This window comes from Ochrobactrum sp. PL_is483, assembly GCF_055816855.1.
The window spans coordinates 392411-407883 of sequence record NZ_JBVPGS010000037.1 but is presented as its reverse complement, the minus strand read 5'-3'; the positions used below and the strand labels follow the sequence as shown (position 1 = coordinate 407883).

The 15473-nt window shown below is 58.6% G+C and carries 12 protein-coding genes and 1 tRNA gene; 9 read left to right on the top strand and 4 right to left on the bottom strand.

Annotation, left to right across the window (positions count from 1 at the left end):
- Nucleotides 1-107: 107 nt before the first annotated feature.
- Together AC0TNJ_RS15615 and rutR are read right to left on the bottom strand one after the other, a co-directional pair.
- Entirely contained in the window at nucleotides 108-503 is a 396-nt protein-coding gene (locus tag AC0TNJ_RS15615) for an NUDIX hydrolase (protein ID WP_473771607.1), read from the bottom strand.
- On the bottom strand, nucleotides 500-1198 hold the full coding sequence (rutR, locus tag AC0TNJ_RS15610) for an HTH-type transcriptional regulator RutR (RefSeq protein ID WP_122000688.1): 699 nt from the start codon (nucleotides 1196-1198) through the stop codon (nucleotides 500-502). The genes AC0TNJ_RS15615 and rutR overlap by 4 nt, the downstream gene beginning before the upstream one ends.
- Before the next feature lie 218 nt (nucleotides 1199-1416).
- Here rutR and AC0TNJ_RS15605 point away from each other — a divergent pair, with 218 nt between their 5' ends.
- The 6 genes from AC0TNJ_RS15605 to AC0TNJ_RS15580 all read left to right on the top strand — a co-directional run bounded on the left by AC0TNJ_RS15605 (nucleotide 1417) and on the right by AC0TNJ_RS15580 (nucleotide 7930).
- Nucleotides 1417-2664: a Zn-dependent hydrolase gene (locus tag AC0TNJ_RS15605; protein ID WP_122000689.1), complete on the top strand. Its 1248-nt coding sequence runs from the start codon at nucleotides 1417-1419 to the stop codon at nucleotides 2662-2664.
- A 60-nt stretch (nucleotides 2665-2724) separates the two neighbouring features.
- Entirely contained in the window at nucleotides 2725-4179 is a 1455-nt protein-coding gene (gene hydA, locus AC0TNJ_RS15600; RefSeq protein WP_122000690.1) for a dihydropyrimidinase, read from the top strand.
- Between the two features lie 33 nt (nucleotides 4180-4212).
- Entirely contained in the window at nucleotides 4213-5034 is an 822-nt protein-coding gene (locus AC0TNJ_RS15595) for an ABC transporter ATP-binding protein (protein WP_473771606.1), read from the top strand.
- A 33-nt stretch (nucleotides 5035-5067) separates the two neighbouring features.
- Nucleotides 5068-5961: an ABC transporter permease gene (locus AC0TNJ_RS15590; RefSeq protein WP_473771605.1), complete on the top strand. Its 894-nt coding sequence runs from the start codon at nucleotides 5068-5070 to the stop codon at nucleotides 5959-5961.
- The gene (locus AC0TNJ_RS15585; RefSeq protein WP_473771604.1) at nucleotides 5958-6818 is read left to right on the top strand and encodes an ABC transporter permease; all 861 of its coding nucleotides are present in this window, start codon (nucleotides 5958-5960) and stop codon (nucleotides 6816-6818) included. The genes AC0TNJ_RS15590 and AC0TNJ_RS15585 overlap by 4 nt, the downstream gene beginning before the upstream one ends.
- A gap of 113 nt (nucleotides 6819-6931) precedes the next feature.
- On the top strand, nucleotides 6932-7930 hold the full coding sequence (locus AC0TNJ_RS15580; RefSeq protein WP_473771603.1) for an ABC transporter substrate-binding protein: 999 nt from the start codon (nucleotides 6932-6934) through the stop codon (nucleotides 7928-7930).
- Nucleotides 7931-7986: 56 nt separating this feature from the next.
- On the opposite strand, the gene AC0TNJ_RS15575 is transcribed toward AC0TNJ_RS15580, so the two are convergent.
- Both AC0TNJ_RS15575 and AC0TNJ_RS15570 read right to left on the bottom strand, forming a co-directional pair.
- Entirely contained in the window at nucleotides 7987-11139 is a 3153-nt protein-coding gene (locus AC0TNJ_RS15575) for an efflux RND transporter permease subunit (RefSeq protein WP_122000695.1), read from the bottom strand.
- A gap of 10 nt (nucleotides 11140-11149) precedes the next feature.
- Complete coding sequence (locus tag AC0TNJ_RS15570) at nucleotides 11150-12274, bottom strand: efflux RND transporter periplasmic adaptor subunit (protein ID WP_473768848.1); 1125 nt, start codon at nucleotides 12272-12274, stop codon at nucleotides 11150-11152.
- Nucleotides 12275-12892: 618 nt separating this feature from the next.
- Between AC0TNJ_RS15570 and AC0TNJ_RS15565 the strand changes: the two genes are divergently transcribed.
- From AC0TNJ_RS15565 to AC0TNJ_RS15555, 3 genes are all read left to right on the top strand, one after another.
- Nucleotides 12893-14446 (top strand): sensor histidine kinase, encoded by a 1554-nt coding sequence (locus tag AC0TNJ_RS15565; protein ID WP_473771602.1) that lies wholly within the window; start codon nucleotides 12893-12895, stop codon nucleotides 14444-14446.
- A gap of 159 nt (nucleotides 14447-14605) precedes the next feature.
- Nucleotides 14606-14682 (top strand) — tRNA-Arg (locus AC0TNJ_RS15560).
- A gap of 199 nt (nucleotides 14683-14881) precedes the next feature.
- Nucleotides 14882-15388 (top strand): ankyrin repeat domain-containing protein, encoded by a 507-nt coding sequence (locus AC0TNJ_RS15555; protein ID WP_473771601.1) that lies wholly within the window; start codon nucleotides 14882-14884, stop codon nucleotides 15386-15388.
- Nucleotides 15389-15473 lie beyond the last annotated feature (85 nt).

Genomic DNA, 15473 nt, shown 5'->3' with positions numbered 1-15473 from the left:
ACTCCTCTTTTGGCGATTGATAGAAGCCGGACTATCGAAGCGCAATTGAAAATATGTGCACCTGCAAACAGATTATTCATGCACGAATAAAATTACCGCAACAGCGGCTATTTTTCTGCAAAACGCGCCTGGATGCTCTGCGACAACAGGGCGACCGGGCGTGTCGTATCACCCGGCGGGTTCCATAGAAGTTCCTCGATCTCGCTGGAGGCAACCGGAACCTGACCGTCTTTCAAAGTGAGGTGAAACAATTCCGCCTCGACCGTCGCATCGGCTTCGTTCGCGGCAGGCGCTGCCATTTTCGCGGCATAGCGCAGCTGGCTCTCGTCAATGAGAATGCCAAGCTCTTCCTCGATCTCGCGGATGAGCGCGATTTCAGGCTGCTCCCCCGCATCGATCTTGCCGCCGGGCTGGAAGAAAATCTCGCTGCCGCGCTTGCGCACGAGAAGGAAACGGCCCGCTTCATCGCGGACAATGGCTGCTGAAATTCGAATCGTCTTCATGATGACGGACTTTCGTCTCGCGGGCGAATGCCGTCAAGAATGATGGCGCTCACCGCCCGGGCCGTTTCGTCATAAAATCCGGCTTCTTCCGAGCGGCGGCCGAGAACGGCTGCGACCTGCACGGAAAAATCCGAATAGTGCTGCGTTACCGCCCAGATGGTGAAAATCAGATGATACGGGTCGACCGGAGCCAGGCGCTTTTCCGCAATCCATCGGTGGATGACCGCCGCCTTTTCATCGACCAATTGCTTCAGATGTCCCTTCAGGAAATCGGATATCGCCGGAGCGCCATGCAATATCTCATTGGCAAAGAGGCGCGAAGCCTCGGGTTTCTTCGCCGACATTTCGAGCTTCAACCGGATATAGCGGCGCAATTCTTCCAGCGGATCGCCGTCCGGGTCGATGTGCTCGAAAGGCTCCAGCCAGCTGGCGAGCGTATCTTCCAGCACGGTCACATAGATATTCTGCTTGCGCGGGAAATAATAAAGCAGGTTTGGCTTCGACATGCCCGCCTTCTCGGCGATCTGGTCGACCGTCGAGCCGCGAAAGCCGTAAGCGGAAAACACCTCCAGCGCCGCATCAAGGATAAGCCTGCGATTGATGCCCTGAATGCGCGTCGCACCTTCCGACCTGTCGTTCGACGTCCTGTCGCTTTCGACCGCCTCGGTCCGTGAGTCTGAAGGAGCTGTGGCCATTTGACACCTTTCAGCAGCATAGAATTTTTCAAAAGCGCTTGACCATGTTCAAAGGCTCTTCTAGCCTGCAATTTGACCAACTAGTCAAGTTTTTGCGCAAGGCAAGAATATTGTGGCCAAAGAGCCGGGTCACGGGAACATATATTGGCGGGTGAATGTGGGCCAGAAATATAATGGCCCGGATTTGAACGCCCATACATAATGCGGAGGCAGAGCGCATGGTGCTCACCAGCAATCTTAGAGTCAACGGGGATCGTCTGTGGGACAGTCTGATGGACATGGCCCGGATCGGACCCGGTTTGCGCGGTGGCAACAATCGCCAGACCCTGACCGATGAAGATGGCGAAGGCCGCAAGCTGTTTCAGAGCTGGTGCGAAAAAGCCGGGCTTTCGATGGGCGTGGACACGATGGGGAACATGTTCTTCACCCGCCCCGGCGAAGATGCGGATGCCGATCCGGTCTATATGGGCAGCCATCTGGACACGCAGCCGACTGGCGGCAAGTTCGATGGCGTGCTGGGCGTTCTCGGCGGCCTCGAAGTCATGCGCACGCTCAACGACATGAATATCAAGACGAAGCGGCCCATCGTCGTCGTCAACTGGACGAATGAGGAAGGCACGCGCTTTGCGCCCGCCATGCTCTCATCCGGCGTATTTGCCGGTGTCCACGAGCAGGACTGGGCCTATCAGCGCACCGACGCCAAGGGCAAGAAATTCGGCGACGAACTGGAGCGCATTGGCTGGAAAGGCGATGAGCCGGTCGGCAAACGCAAGATCCATGCGATGTTCGAGCTTCACATCGAACAGGGGCCGATCCTTGAGGCGGAGCACAAGGATATTGGCGTCGTCACCCACGGCCAGGGGCTGTGGTGGCTGCAAGTGACCCTGACCGGCAAGGAAGCGCATACCGGCTCCACGCCGATGAAGATGCGCAAGAATGCAAGTCTTGGCCTTGGCAAGATGCTGCAGCTTGTCAACGAGATCGCCATGTCGCACCAGCCGGACGCGGTGGGCGGCGTCGGCCATATCGACGTGTCGCCTAATTCGCGCAATGTGCTTCCCGGCCAGATTGTTTTCACCGTCGATTTCCGCTCGCCCAACCAGGCCGTGCTGGACGACATGAAAGCGCGTTTTGAAAAGGAAGCGCCGAAGATCGCCGAAGAACTTGGCATCGGCATCGAGATCGAAGTGGCCGGTCATTTCGACCCGGTGACTTTCGATAATGGCTGCGTGGAGGCGATCCGCAACGCGGCAGAACGGCTCGGCTACAGCCATCGCAATATCGTTTCGGGCGCAGGCCATGATGCCTGCTGGGTCAACCGCGTCGCACCGACCGCCATGGTCATGTGCCCCTGCGTGGATGGGCTCAGCCATAACGAAGACGAGGACATTTCGAAGGAATGGGCGTCGGCGGGAACCGACGTGCTTCTGCATGCAGTATTGGAGACCGCAGAAATTGTGAGTTGATTTCGGACCTCTCCAAGACTGCTACTGTTCGCAACAAAACCAAAAGGGGAACGACGAACAATGGCAAAGGTCATCAAAGGCGGAACCGTCATCACGGCTGACCGCACCTTTAAAGCCGATGTTCTCATCGAAGGCGAGAAGATCGTTGCCGTCGGCGACAATCTCTCCGGCGATGAAGTGATCGATGCATCCGGCTGCTATATCATGCCCGGCGGTATTGACCCGCACACCCATTTGCAGATGCCCTTCATGGGCACCTATTCCTCCGACGATTTCGATACGGGAACTTCTGCCGCGCTTGCGGGCGGCACGACGATGGTGGTCGATTTCGTCCTCCCCGGCTCGGAAGGCAACCTTCTGGAAGCCTTGCAGGAATGGTTTCAGAAAGCGGGCAAGGCGCGCACCGATTATTCGTTCCACATGGCCATCACCGGCTGGAACGAGCGCACTTTTACTGAAATGGCCGAAGTGGTGAAGCGCGGCATCAACACCTTCAAGCATTTCATGGCCTATAAAGGCGCGCTGATGGTGAATGATGACGAGATGTTCGCCTCGTTCCAGCGTTGCGCGGAACTGGGCGCCATGCCGCTCGTCCATGCCGAAAACGGCGACATCGTCGCGCAGTTGCAGGCGAAACTGCTGGCGGAAGGCAATGACGGGCCGGAGGCGCATGCCTATTCCCGTCCGCCGGAAGTGGAAGGCGAAGCCACCAACCGCGCCATCATGATCGCCGATCAGGCAGGCGTGCCGCTTTATGTGGTGCATGTTTCCTGCGAGCAGAGCCATGAGGCGATACGCCGTGCCCGCCAGAAGGGGATGCGTGTTTTCGGCGAACCTTTGATCCAGCATCTGACGCTCGATGAGAGCGAATATCACAATCGCGATTGGGACTATGCGGCACGCCGGGTGATGTCGCCGCCATTCCGCGACAAGGTCAATCAGGACAGTCTTTGGGCCGGGCTTGCGGCTGGAAGCCTGCAAGTGGTGGCGACCGACCATTGCGCCTTCACCACCGATCAGAAACGTTACGGCATCGGCAATTTCACCAAGATACCCAACGGAACGGGCGGGCTGGAAGAACGCATGCCGGTGCTGTGGACACGCGGCGTGCGCACCGGGCGCCTCACGCCAAATGAATTCGTGGCTGTCACTTCGACCAATATCGCCAAGATCTTGAACATCTATCCGCAGAAAGGCGCGGTGCTGCCGGGTGCGGACGCCGATCTTGTCATCTGGGACCCGGAGGCGACCCGGAAGGTCTCTGCAAAGACCCAGCATTCCTCCATTGATTACAACGTGTTCGAAGGCTTTGAACTCAAGGGCCTGCCGAAGATGACGCTTTCCCGCGGGCGCATTGCTTTCGACAAGGGCCATGTCACGGCACAGCCGGGCGACGGGCGCTTCATCGAGCGCGAGCCGAACGGCGCCGCCAATCGGGCGCTGTCGCAATGGAAGGAAATCGTTGCGCCGCGCAAGGTGGAGCGCAGCGCCGAACATATGCCGATAGGGGTCTGATACATGGCTCTAGCTCAGCTTCGGGAAATGCGCATGAATTTGGAAAACAGCGTTGCCCCGGAGAGGGGCTTGGACGATGCGCGGACCGTGATCGACATCAAAAACCTGTCGCTCGTCTTCGAGACCAATGACGGTCCGGTTCATGCGCTTTCGAATATAGACCTCGCCGTCAAGCGCGGCGAGTTCGTCTCCTTCATCGGGCCTTCGGGATGCGGCAAGACCACGCTGATGCGCGTGGTCGCCGATCTCGAACAGCCCACTTCCGGCTCCGTAACCGTGAACGGAAAAACGCCGGAGCAAGCCCGCCTCGACCGGTCCTACGGTTATGTCTTTCAGGCGGCGGCGCTGTTTCCGTGGCGCACCATCGAAGACAATATCAGCCTGCCGCTGGAGATCATGGGGTTCTCCAAGACAGACCGGCGCGAGCGGATCGAAAAGAACCTCGCGCTCGTCAATCTCTCAGGCTTCGGCAAGAAATATCCGTGGCAGCTTTCGGGCGGCATGCAGCAGCGCGCATCGATTGCCCGTGCCCTCTCCTTCGACCCGGACATGCTGCTGATGGACGAGCCCTTCGGCGCGCTGGACGAGATCGTGCGCGATCACCTCAACGAACAGCTCCTCAAGCTATGGGCAGCGACCCGCAAGACGGTGATTTTCGTCACCCATTCGATTCCGGAAGCGGTCTTTCTGTCCACGAAAATCGTCGTCATGAGCCCGCGTCCGGGCCGGATTCATGAAATCATCGATTGCGACCTTGGTCCTGACAGGCCGCTGGAAATCAGGGAATCGGAAGCATTCCTGAAAATTGCCCACAGGGTCCGTGAGGGCCTGCGGCTGGGGCATATCCATGAGTAACGCGCATCGACCGCATCGTGCTGGAGATTGCCCATGAAAGGTTTTCTGCGCGACAGATTCATCCCGGTGACGACCATACTCGCCGTCATCATTGCGCTTTGGTATGGGCTGGCGATTGTGCTCAATGCGCCGTTCGAGCGTGATCAGGCTGCGCGCGCGGGGACGGAAATCACCTTCTCGACGCTTGCCGCCAACACGATGCATCAGGAGCGGCCGGTGCTGCCTGCGCCGCATCAGGTGGCCGAAGAAATCTGGAAGACCGTCTTCGGGGTCAAGCCCAGCTCCAAGCGCAGCCTCGTCTATCACGGCTGGGTGACGTTATCGTCCACCATGCTCGGCTTCGTGCTTGGATCGGCGCTCGGCGTTCTCCTTGCTGTTGGCATCGTGCATTCCCGCACGCTCGACAAAAGCCTGATGCCGTGGATCATCACATCGCAGACGATCCCGATCCTCGCCATCGCGCCGATGATTATCGTGGTGCTGAACGCCATCGGCATATCCGGCCTGCTGCCCAAGGCGATCATCTCGACCTATCTCTCCTTCTTCCCGGTGGCTGTCGGCATGGTGAAGGGGCTGAGGTCGCCTGATGTCATGCATCTCGACCTTATGCGCACCTATAATGCATCGAGATCGCAGGTGTTCTGGAAATTGCGCTGGCCTGCGGCCATGCCGTTTCTCTTCACTTCCATGCAGATCGCGGTCGCCATCAGCCTCGTCGGCGCGATTGTGGGTGAGTTGCCAACCGGCGCGGTCGCCGGTCTCGGCGCGCGCCTGCTGGCAGGTTCATATTACGGGCAGACCGTGCAGATATGGGCGGCACTTGTTGCAGCCGCATTGATGGCCGCTGTTCTCGTAGCCCTGATCGGCATTGCCGCAGGGATCGTCAACCGGCGCATGGGCGCAAAGCCGGAAAGGGCAGCCGCATGATGACAGGCATTCTTTCCGTCATGGCGCTCATTGCCGGTTCCTGGCTGCTCGTGGGTTGGGTGGCAAGCCTGAAGACCCGCAATCCAGTCGGCCAGAAGATGCTGGATATCGCGGTGCCTGCGCTGTTCGGCATCGCAATGCTGTTGCTGTGGGAGGTGACGGTCCGGCTCTTCGCCATTCCGCAGGTTCTCCTGCCAGCGCCTTCGGCGATCTGGGCGCGCATCGCGGCGTCCGTGCCGATCCTCTGGGCGGATTTCAGGCAGACATTTCTGAAGGCCGTCATCATCGGCTATGTCGTCGGGTGCGGCCTTGGCTTCATCACCGCCATTATCGCAGACCGTATTCCTTTCCTGCGCAAAGGGCTGCTGCCGCTCGGCAATCTGGCCGCAGCGCTTCCCATTGTCGGCGTCGCACCGATCATGGTGATGTGGTTCGGCTTCGACTGGCAGTCAAAAGCGGCGGTCGTCATCATCATGACTTTCTTCCCGATGCTGGTGAACACGGTTGCGGGCCTTGCCAGCACCGGGGCGATGGAACGGGACATGATGGAAACCTACGGCTCGAACTACTGGCAGACATTGTTCAAGCTGCGCCTGCCAGCCGCCATGCCCTTCATCTTCAACGCGCTCAAGATCAATTCCACCCTGGCGCTGATCGGTGCGATCGTGGCGGAATTTTTCGGCACGCCGATTGTCGGCATGGGTTTCCGCATCTCCGCCGAGATCGGGCGGATGAACGTGGATATGGTCTGGGCTGAAATCTTTGTGGCTGCGCTTGCCGGATCGCTTTCTTACGGGCTGATCGCGCTGATCGAGCGCAAAGTGACATTCTGGCACCCTTCATACAGGAGGGCCTGAGCCTGAATATTTGGCATCCGCAAAAATAAGGTGGACCAAAGTGCATTCCGAAAAGTGGGAACCGGTTTTCGGGCAAATGCACGCAATAAAAAAGAACCAGAGGAGAACTGAAAATGAAAAAGGCAATTTCCTTATGCCTTGGCACTGCGGGGCTGGCGCTCGCGCTTGTGAGCAGTTCGGCAATGGCTGCCGACAAGCTGACCTTGCAGCTCAAATGGGTGACGCAGGGCCAATTCGCCGGTTATTATGTCGCCAAGGACAAGGGCTTCTACGAAGAAGAAAATCTCGACGTCGATATCAAGCCCGGCGGGCCTGACGTGGCGCCGCCGCAGGTTATCGCCGGCGGCGGGGCGGATGTGGTGGTGGACTGGATGCCGTCGGCGCTCGCCACCCGCGAAAAAGGCGTCCCGCTCGTCAACATCGCCCAGCCCTTCAAGAAATCCGGCATGATGCTGACCTGCCGCAAGGACACCAACATCACCAAGCCCGAAGACTTCAGGGGCCGCACGCTTGGCGTCTGGTTTGGCGGCAATGAATATCCTTTCCTGTCCTGGATGAACCACCTGAAAATCCCGACCGAGGGCGGCAAGGACGGCGTGACCGTGCTGAAGCAAGGCTTCAATGTCGATCCGCTGATCCAGAAGCAGGCCGACTGCATATCCACCATGACCTACAATGAATATTGGCAGGTGATCGATGCAGGCATTCCAGCCGACCAGCTCGTCGTTTTCCCTTATGAGGAACAGGGCGTAGCCACGCTGGAAGACGGGCTTTACGTGCTGGAAAAGAGCCTTGACGATCCGGCAATGGTCGACAAGCTGGCCCGTTTTGTCCGCGCCTCGATGAAAGGCTGGAAATACGCTTCCGAAAATCCGGGCGAGGCAGCGGATATCGTGCTCGACAATGATGCTTCCGGCGCGCAGACCAAGGTGGTTCAGGAGCGTATGGTCAAGGAAATCGGCAAGCTGGTCGACGGTTCCGATGGCACCCTTGACGTAGCAGCCGCCGACCGCACGGTGGAAACCCTTCTCGGCGGCGGTTCCGATCCTGTCATCACCAAGAAACCGGAAGGCGCGTGGACCGCGAAGATCACCGACGCCATGAAGAAATGACAGGTTTGAAATGAAAAACAGAAACCGGCCCAAAAGGCCGGTTTCTTGTTCCGAGTTTACTCAGCGGGTTCAGCCGCGCCGCCGCTTTGCGGCTTTCCCTTGAGCGCCTGGTCGAGTTCCCGCTCAAGTCGTGCTTCTTCCTCTGCCTTGGGCTGCGTAAAGCGTCCGAGCAGCAGATAGGCAACCGGCGTCACATAGAGCGTGGCGATGGTTGCCAGACCAAGGCCGCCGACGATGACCCAGCCCAGAGCCACGCGGGCTTCCGCACCGGCGCCGCTCGCCAGAATCAGGGGCACGCCGCCAAGAACAGCGCAGATCATCGTCATGCAGACAGGGCGAAGACGGATATTGGATGCTTCCTCGATGGCTTCGCGGACGCTCAAGCCCTTGTCACGCAATTGATCCGCAAATTCGACGATCAGGATGCCGTTCTTGGCCATGATGCCGACCAGAAGCACAAGGCCGATCTGGCTATAGACGTTCAGGCTGGTGCCGGTCAGCAGCATGGCGAAAACGGCGCAACCCAGCCCCAAGGGAACGGTTGCCATCACGATCAGGGCGCTGACAAAACTTTCGAACTGCGCCGCCAGCACCAGCAGGATGATGATGATGGCAAAGCCGAACACCATGGCCAGCCCGCTTGACGTTTCGCTGAGCGTGGAAGCTTCGGCCAGCGGAATGATGTGGCTTCCCGGCGGCAACAGGGGCGCTGCGATTTCCTGCGCGGCCTTATAGGCGTCGCCCAGAGCGAAATCGTCACGCAGGTTTGTCGTGATGGAGACGGAACGCTGGCGCGTCTCGCGATCAAGCTGCGGCGGAACCGCTTTTTCGACGACCGATGCGATGGACGACATCGGCACATACCGGCCATCCGTCGTCTTCATGAAGATGTTTTCAAGATCGGTCGGATCGTTGATCGGATTGGTGGTGGCAACGAGTTTCACATCGAAGCTGCGATCCCCGACATAGACCGATCCGATCTTGCGGCCATCCAGCACCGATTGCACGGCATTGGCGAGTCCGGTGATGTCGATACCAAGATCAGAGGCCCGCTCGCGATTGATCTCGACGGACAATTGCGGCTGGGTCGGTTCCACGGAAAGGCGCGGCTGTACGAAGCGCGGGTCCTTTTCCAGCGCGGCGACAACGGCCTGCGCCGCAGGCTGTAGCTTGGCATAGTCGCTGCCGACTATGGCAAACTGCAAGCCGTTGCCCGCGCCGCGAATACCAAGGCTGTTCGGCTGGGTGGTGAATATGCGCACCGCCGTTATGCCTTTGATGCGCTGGGTGATGTCAGCCATGATTTCCTGCTGGCTGCGCGCGCGTTCCTGCCAGGGGGCCAGCGTCAGAACGACGAAGCCATTGTTCGACGCTCCGTTCGAACCGGCGATGGCATAGGTGGTGGTGATTTCACCACTATCGCGCAGGGGCTGAATCGCCTCCTCGATCTTGTCGAGCTGCGACTGAAGGAACTCCACGCTGATGCCCTGCGGCCCGTTGATCCGCAGCAGCGCAACCGCCCGATCTTCCGATGGCGTCAATTCCTGACGGATCAGACCATAGGCAACAAAAGAGGCACCGGCGAAAAGCATCGCGACGAGCACGACCACGAAAGGCCCCGAAAGACAAAGATGCAGCGTCTTTTTATAAAACGCAGCAAGTCCGCCGCCGATCCGGCGCAGGAAAAGCGGACCATGGCCGCTATCCTCGCCATTGCTTTCTTTCAGAAAGCGGGATGCGAGCATCGGGCACAGTGTCAGCGCAACCACGGACGACAGAAGAACGGCAATCGCCAGAACGAAGCCGAATTCGCGGAACAGGCCACCCGCCTGCCCCGGCAAGAACGAGATCGGCACGAAGACCGCCGCCAGCGTGAGCGTGGTGGCGATAACGGCGAAGAAGACTTCCTGCGTGCCCAGAACTGCGGCGGCTCGCGGCCCCATGCCCTGATTGCGGCGCCGGACGACGTTTTCCAGCACCACAATGGCGTCGTCGACCACAAGCCCCGTGGCGAGCACCAACGCCAGAAGCGTGAGGATATTGACCGAAAAACCCGCCAGATAAATAGCTGCAACCGTACCGATGAGAGCAACAGGCATCGACAAGGCCGGGATAAGCGTGGCGCGTATATCCCACAGGAACATGAAGATAATTGCCACGACGATGATCACCGACGCGATCAGCGCGATTTCCACCTCATGGATAGCGCCATTGATGAAGTTCGCATCGTCACTGGTGACGGTAATATTGACGCCCGCAGGCAATGTCTTTTGCAGATTGGCAACCGCGGCGCGGATGCCTTGCGAAATGTCGAGCGTATTGGACTGCGCCTGACGGACGATGCCGAGACCGATTGCCGTCTTGCCGTTGGAGCGAACAGCGGAACTTTCGATATCCGGCCCAAGCGTGACCGTCGCCACATCGCGGATCTGCGTGCGTCCCTTGATATAGACGTTCTCAAAATCCTCCGGCTTCTCCAGATTGGCCGTAGCACGCACCACGATGGACTGATCCGAACTGCGCAGGGAACCGGCAGGCGCATCAAGCCCCATGGAAGAAAGCGCCGTGGAAATATCGGCAATGGTCAGGCCGTAACTGGCAAGGCGCGACTGAAGGATATCGATGCGGAAAATCTTGTCCCGATTACCGTAGATCTGCACGTCGGCCACACCTGGCACCGCCGACAGAATATCCTGTATCTGGTCCTCAACCAGCACCGTCATGTCGTCGACGGACATGGTGTCAGACGTCACCGCCAGACGCATCACCGCATCGGCATTGGAGTCGGCCTTGATGATGCGCGACGGGTCGGCCTCTTCCGGCACTGTGTTTGCCACGCGAGAGATCGCATCCCGCATATCGGCGGCCGCAACATTGAGGTCCACACCGTCATTGAACTCCACCGTGACGCGGCTGCGCTCAAAGGACGACGTCGAGGAAATGGATTTCACGCCAGAAACACGCGCCACGGCGTTTTCGAGAACCTGCGTCAACTGGCGATCGATGGTTTCGGCGGACGCGCCCTTGAAGTCCGTGCTGATCGTCACGACGGGCCGGTCGACGTCCGGCAGTTCGCGGATATCGACGCCTGTGAACGCCGCCAGACCCGCGACAACGATCAGAACGTTGATAACGAACGCAAAGACCGGACGGCGGATGAACAGCGCCGTCGATCCGCCCTTGTCGGATGGGGAATTGTGACCGGTCACGTTGCCATCCTCATCCTGCGGTCCGCTTTGCCGAGGCCGGGTCAGCCAGCGCCGTCCCCTGCTCGTCCTTCACACGAACGGGCGCGTCGTCCCGCACGGTTTGAACGCCTTGCGTGACGATCAGGTCGCCCTGCTTTACCGGGCCGTCGACGAGGATGTTGGTGGCGTTGCGCTGAACGATACGAGCCTCGACTTTGCGGGCCACGCCGTCTTCAACCCGCCAGATATAGGAACCGTCGGCGCCCCACTGGATCGCCAGCGGATCGACCGACGGATAGCGGTCGCCCGGAAAAAGAACGGTGACGGAAAACGACATGCCAGCGCGCAGGCGATCCTGCGTGTTGGGGACTTCGGCGCGGACGTGCAGTGTCCGGCTGGCTTCATCCAGCATGTTGTCAACGGCGTTGATTTCGCCGCTATAGGTCTCGCCGGGGAAAGCGGTCGATTCCGCTGTCAAGGGCTGGCCAACCTTGATCTGCGGTGCGAACCGTTCCGGCACCCAGATATCGATCAGCACTTTCGACCGGTCATCGATGCGGCCGATGGAGGTCTGTGCGGTAATGTAATTGCCCACATTGACAGGAAGAATGCCGACGATGCCGGAAATCGGCGAACGAACCGTGCGGCGGCTCAAGGCGAGCTGCGCGTCCTGCAAGGCAAGCTGCGCATTGGCAACCGCCAGTTCCGTTTCGACCACCTGAACTTCCGTTGCGGTGTTGGTCGCGCGCAATTTTGCGATGCGCTGGCGGGTGGTCTGTGCATCTTTCAATGCGGTCTGCGCCTTGGCGACGGCGATCTTCTCGGTCTCGGCATCCAGTTCGGCGATCGGATCGCCTTCCTTCACCATGTCGCCAGCCTTGACGTAGAGCTTCGTCATGTAACCGCTGGAATACGGGGTTATCGATACGGTGGTGAGCGCCCGTGCCGAACCGATCGCCGTCAGCCGGTTGTTGATGGTCTCTTCGCCCGCTGCCTCAACGACGACCAGCGGCGCGGACCGCCCGCCCCCGTTTCTGGGCGCTTCGCCTGTCGCGGCGGCCTTCACCACCTCAGATTTGTTCTTATAAGCATACCAGCCACCAACGGCGGCTGCGGCGATGAGCAGGCACAAGGCAATCTGCTTCCAGGATTTCATTCAGCTCTCCGGCGAGGTGTACCGTCGCCCTGACGGGACCTCGTATTCGAAACCATTATGTCGGGCGCGGAAAATGCCAGCAAATAGTATCAGAATGATGATTGCCTTCACATTGCGCAAATCACGCATCCCATAAGGATACATAGATTTTTCCGGTTAAGATTTCGCACAGAGGCCCCGACCCGTCGAGTTAAATTTCGGTAATGCAACGTATGAAAGCCCCGGGAAAGCCGTACGCTTTTAACCGATTGAACAAAGGCTGTTGGATTTATCGACAGGCTCCATATATAGGAGGCTACCTTTACGAATTGCGTTTCGACGGCAAACCGGTTTAGGGTCAGGACCTATTAATTTGATGAAAATGGTGTGAGGCCATCCGTTTGGATATGAGGAGAAAAGGCGAAGGAAATGTGGTTCATTTTCGAGACTTTTCGACGAGATAGCCGGGCGGATGGACCACATCCTCTGGACACCGAAATGACTGGCGATCTGCTGCGTCGAACCGCTCGGCCGGGGAACCACCCTTGTCATTTCAGGTGCCATTTCCATCAAATTAATAGGTCCTGACCCTGGGCACCGCGGCAGTTGGGCCGGTTCGCCTTGAATTGGAAGCAGGCTATGGCGGTTGTTGAAAAGACCACAGACACGGGCGCGCTTTCCCCTGAAGCGGCCTCCCAGACCGCGACCGCTGAACGGGTCTCTCCAACGCAATTCACACGGCTTCCCTGGCGCAACCGGCTTTCGAGCAAGCTGCTGCTCCTGACCGCGCTTGCAGTGCTGATCACCGAAGTTCTGATCTTCGTCCCCTCCGTGGCCAATATGCGCGTGCGCTGGATGAGTTCCAGGCTCGATACCGTGAGCGCCGTCAGCGAGGTCCTGGTCGCGGGGGGCGACATGGACGTGCCGCGCGACATTCAGGACAAGGTGCTTCTGGCCACCGGCACCAAGGCCATCGCCATGCGTGAAGCGGGTGCGTCGCGCCTGCTCGCCATGTCGGAGGTTCCCGGCAAGATCGATCAGGTCATCGACCTCAACAATATCAGCGAAGCGGCGGCCATATGGGACGCATTCGGCACATTGTTCAATGGCGGGGACAGAACGCTGCGCATCTTCGGCTCGGTTTCACCGGCCGGCTCTTCGCAGCGCATCATTGAAATCGTGACCTCGGACGCGCCGCTGCGCCACGCCATGCTGGTCTATGCGCGCAACGTCACCTTCATATCGCTCATCATTTCGGTGATAGCGGCAAGCCTGATCTACCTGATCATCCACGAAATGCTGCTGCGGCCCGTGCGCATCATGCATCGCAACATGATCGACTTCGCGTCGTCTCCCGACAATCCGGCACTCATTCTCGTTCCGGAAAACCGCAAGGACGAATTCGGCGTCGCCCAGCGCCAGATATCCCACATTCAAAGCGACCTCCAGCGCACGCTGAAGGAGCAGAAGCATTTGGCCGATCTCGGCCTTGCCGTCTCCAAGATCAACCACGACATGCGCAATATTCTGGCTTCGGCGCAGCTGATGTCGGACAGGCTCGCCGACACCGAAGACCCGATGGTGCAGCGGTTCGCACCCAAACTCATTCGCACGCTCAGCCGCGCGATCAGCTATTCCGAAAGCGTGATGGCCTATGGCCGCTCGCAGGAAGCGCCGCCGCGCCCGCGCCGCGTCCTGCTGCACACAATTATCGCGGATGTGCAGGAAACCCTTAGCCCCAGTTCCGAAAGCAGCATCGAGTTCGAGAATCTCGTTCCGGAAGATTTTGAACTGAATGTCGATTCGGAGCAGCTATTCCGTGTCCTGAGCAATCTGTGCCGAAATTCCGTTCAGGCAATGGAGCGCGACCAGACGACCGATGTCGCCACGGTCAAGCGGCTCACGATATCTGCGGGAAAAATCGGGACAACGACGATCATTGGCGTCGAGGATACCGGTCCCGGCCTGCCGCAAAAGGCGCGCGACAATCTTTTCACGGCGTTCCGCGGCTCGACACGCAGCGACGGCACCGGCCTCGGGCTTGCCATCGCGCAGGAACTGGTCCGCGCGCATGGCGGCACAATCGAGCTTCGGGAAGACCGTCCCGTTGGCGCGCATTTCGAGATTCGCATCCCTGATTTGCCGATGCAACGTGAGGACCGCAACAACCTGCGCACCGAAGAGCGCGCGTAGACAATCTGCCGTTGCACCGGCTCTGGTCGAAAAGCCCGGAAACGTGGTGCCTGACAAGAAATCTTCACAGAACCACATTTTTTTCTAAGAAGACGCTTGCATTTAGCGATTTGTCCGATTATCAACCGCCCATCGCCGCAGCGAGCGGCACACAGGCAAGCACCCGTAGCTCAGCTGGATAGAGCACCAGACTACGAATCTGGGGGTCAGAGGTTCGAATCCTTTCGGGTGCGCCATTTCTTCTCCATATGTCGAATGACACGATATTTGGCCTTTTTGGCCACTATGTTGCCATTGGGTCAGCATCGCTGACGTTTTTCAACGCTTCCAACCGCATGGCACATGCCTTCAGGCGCGATTTTCGGTAATATTTAGGAGCGAACGGCAGCCTTCGTATCAACTATCGCCGCTTATCGTGCTGGTTGAGGCTGTCGCATGTTTCGGGATTTTTACGACGATCTCTTGGAGGAATGGATGCCACAATGGCCATCGCGTACGAAGCGATCAAACGTTGACGAGTATGGGCGGAGTTCGCTTTGGCACCATGCGGCCGAGGGGAATATTGCCCCGTTAGAGAATGAACTACATGATGGTTCACCTGACAATGTTTCTGCTGCCGACAAGGACGGTTTCACAGCCTTACACGTAGCGGTTCAGAATGGGCACCTTCAGATTGTCAGGAGACTCGTTACTGCCGGCGCAGATGTCAACGTGATCGACCGTTACGGAAATGGTCCGCTATGGACTGCTTGCAGGCAAGCGAGCTTGGCTATTGCGACAGAACCGGCATTCGAGATTGTAGGGCTGCTGTTGAGAAGTGGAGCTAATCCGCATCATGTCAACAATGCTGGTAGATCGCCAGTGGTATGGGCTATCAGAAGTTCTAAGTTGCGAGAGATATATATCGGGGCGGGCGTGCCGGTTCCGCCCGGCGAAGATTAGTGTTTGTCGCGTGAATCCTGATTTCATAGGGAGTTTAGATATTTCCTTCTCAAACGGCAGATCATGTATGGAACCCTGTTAAAAT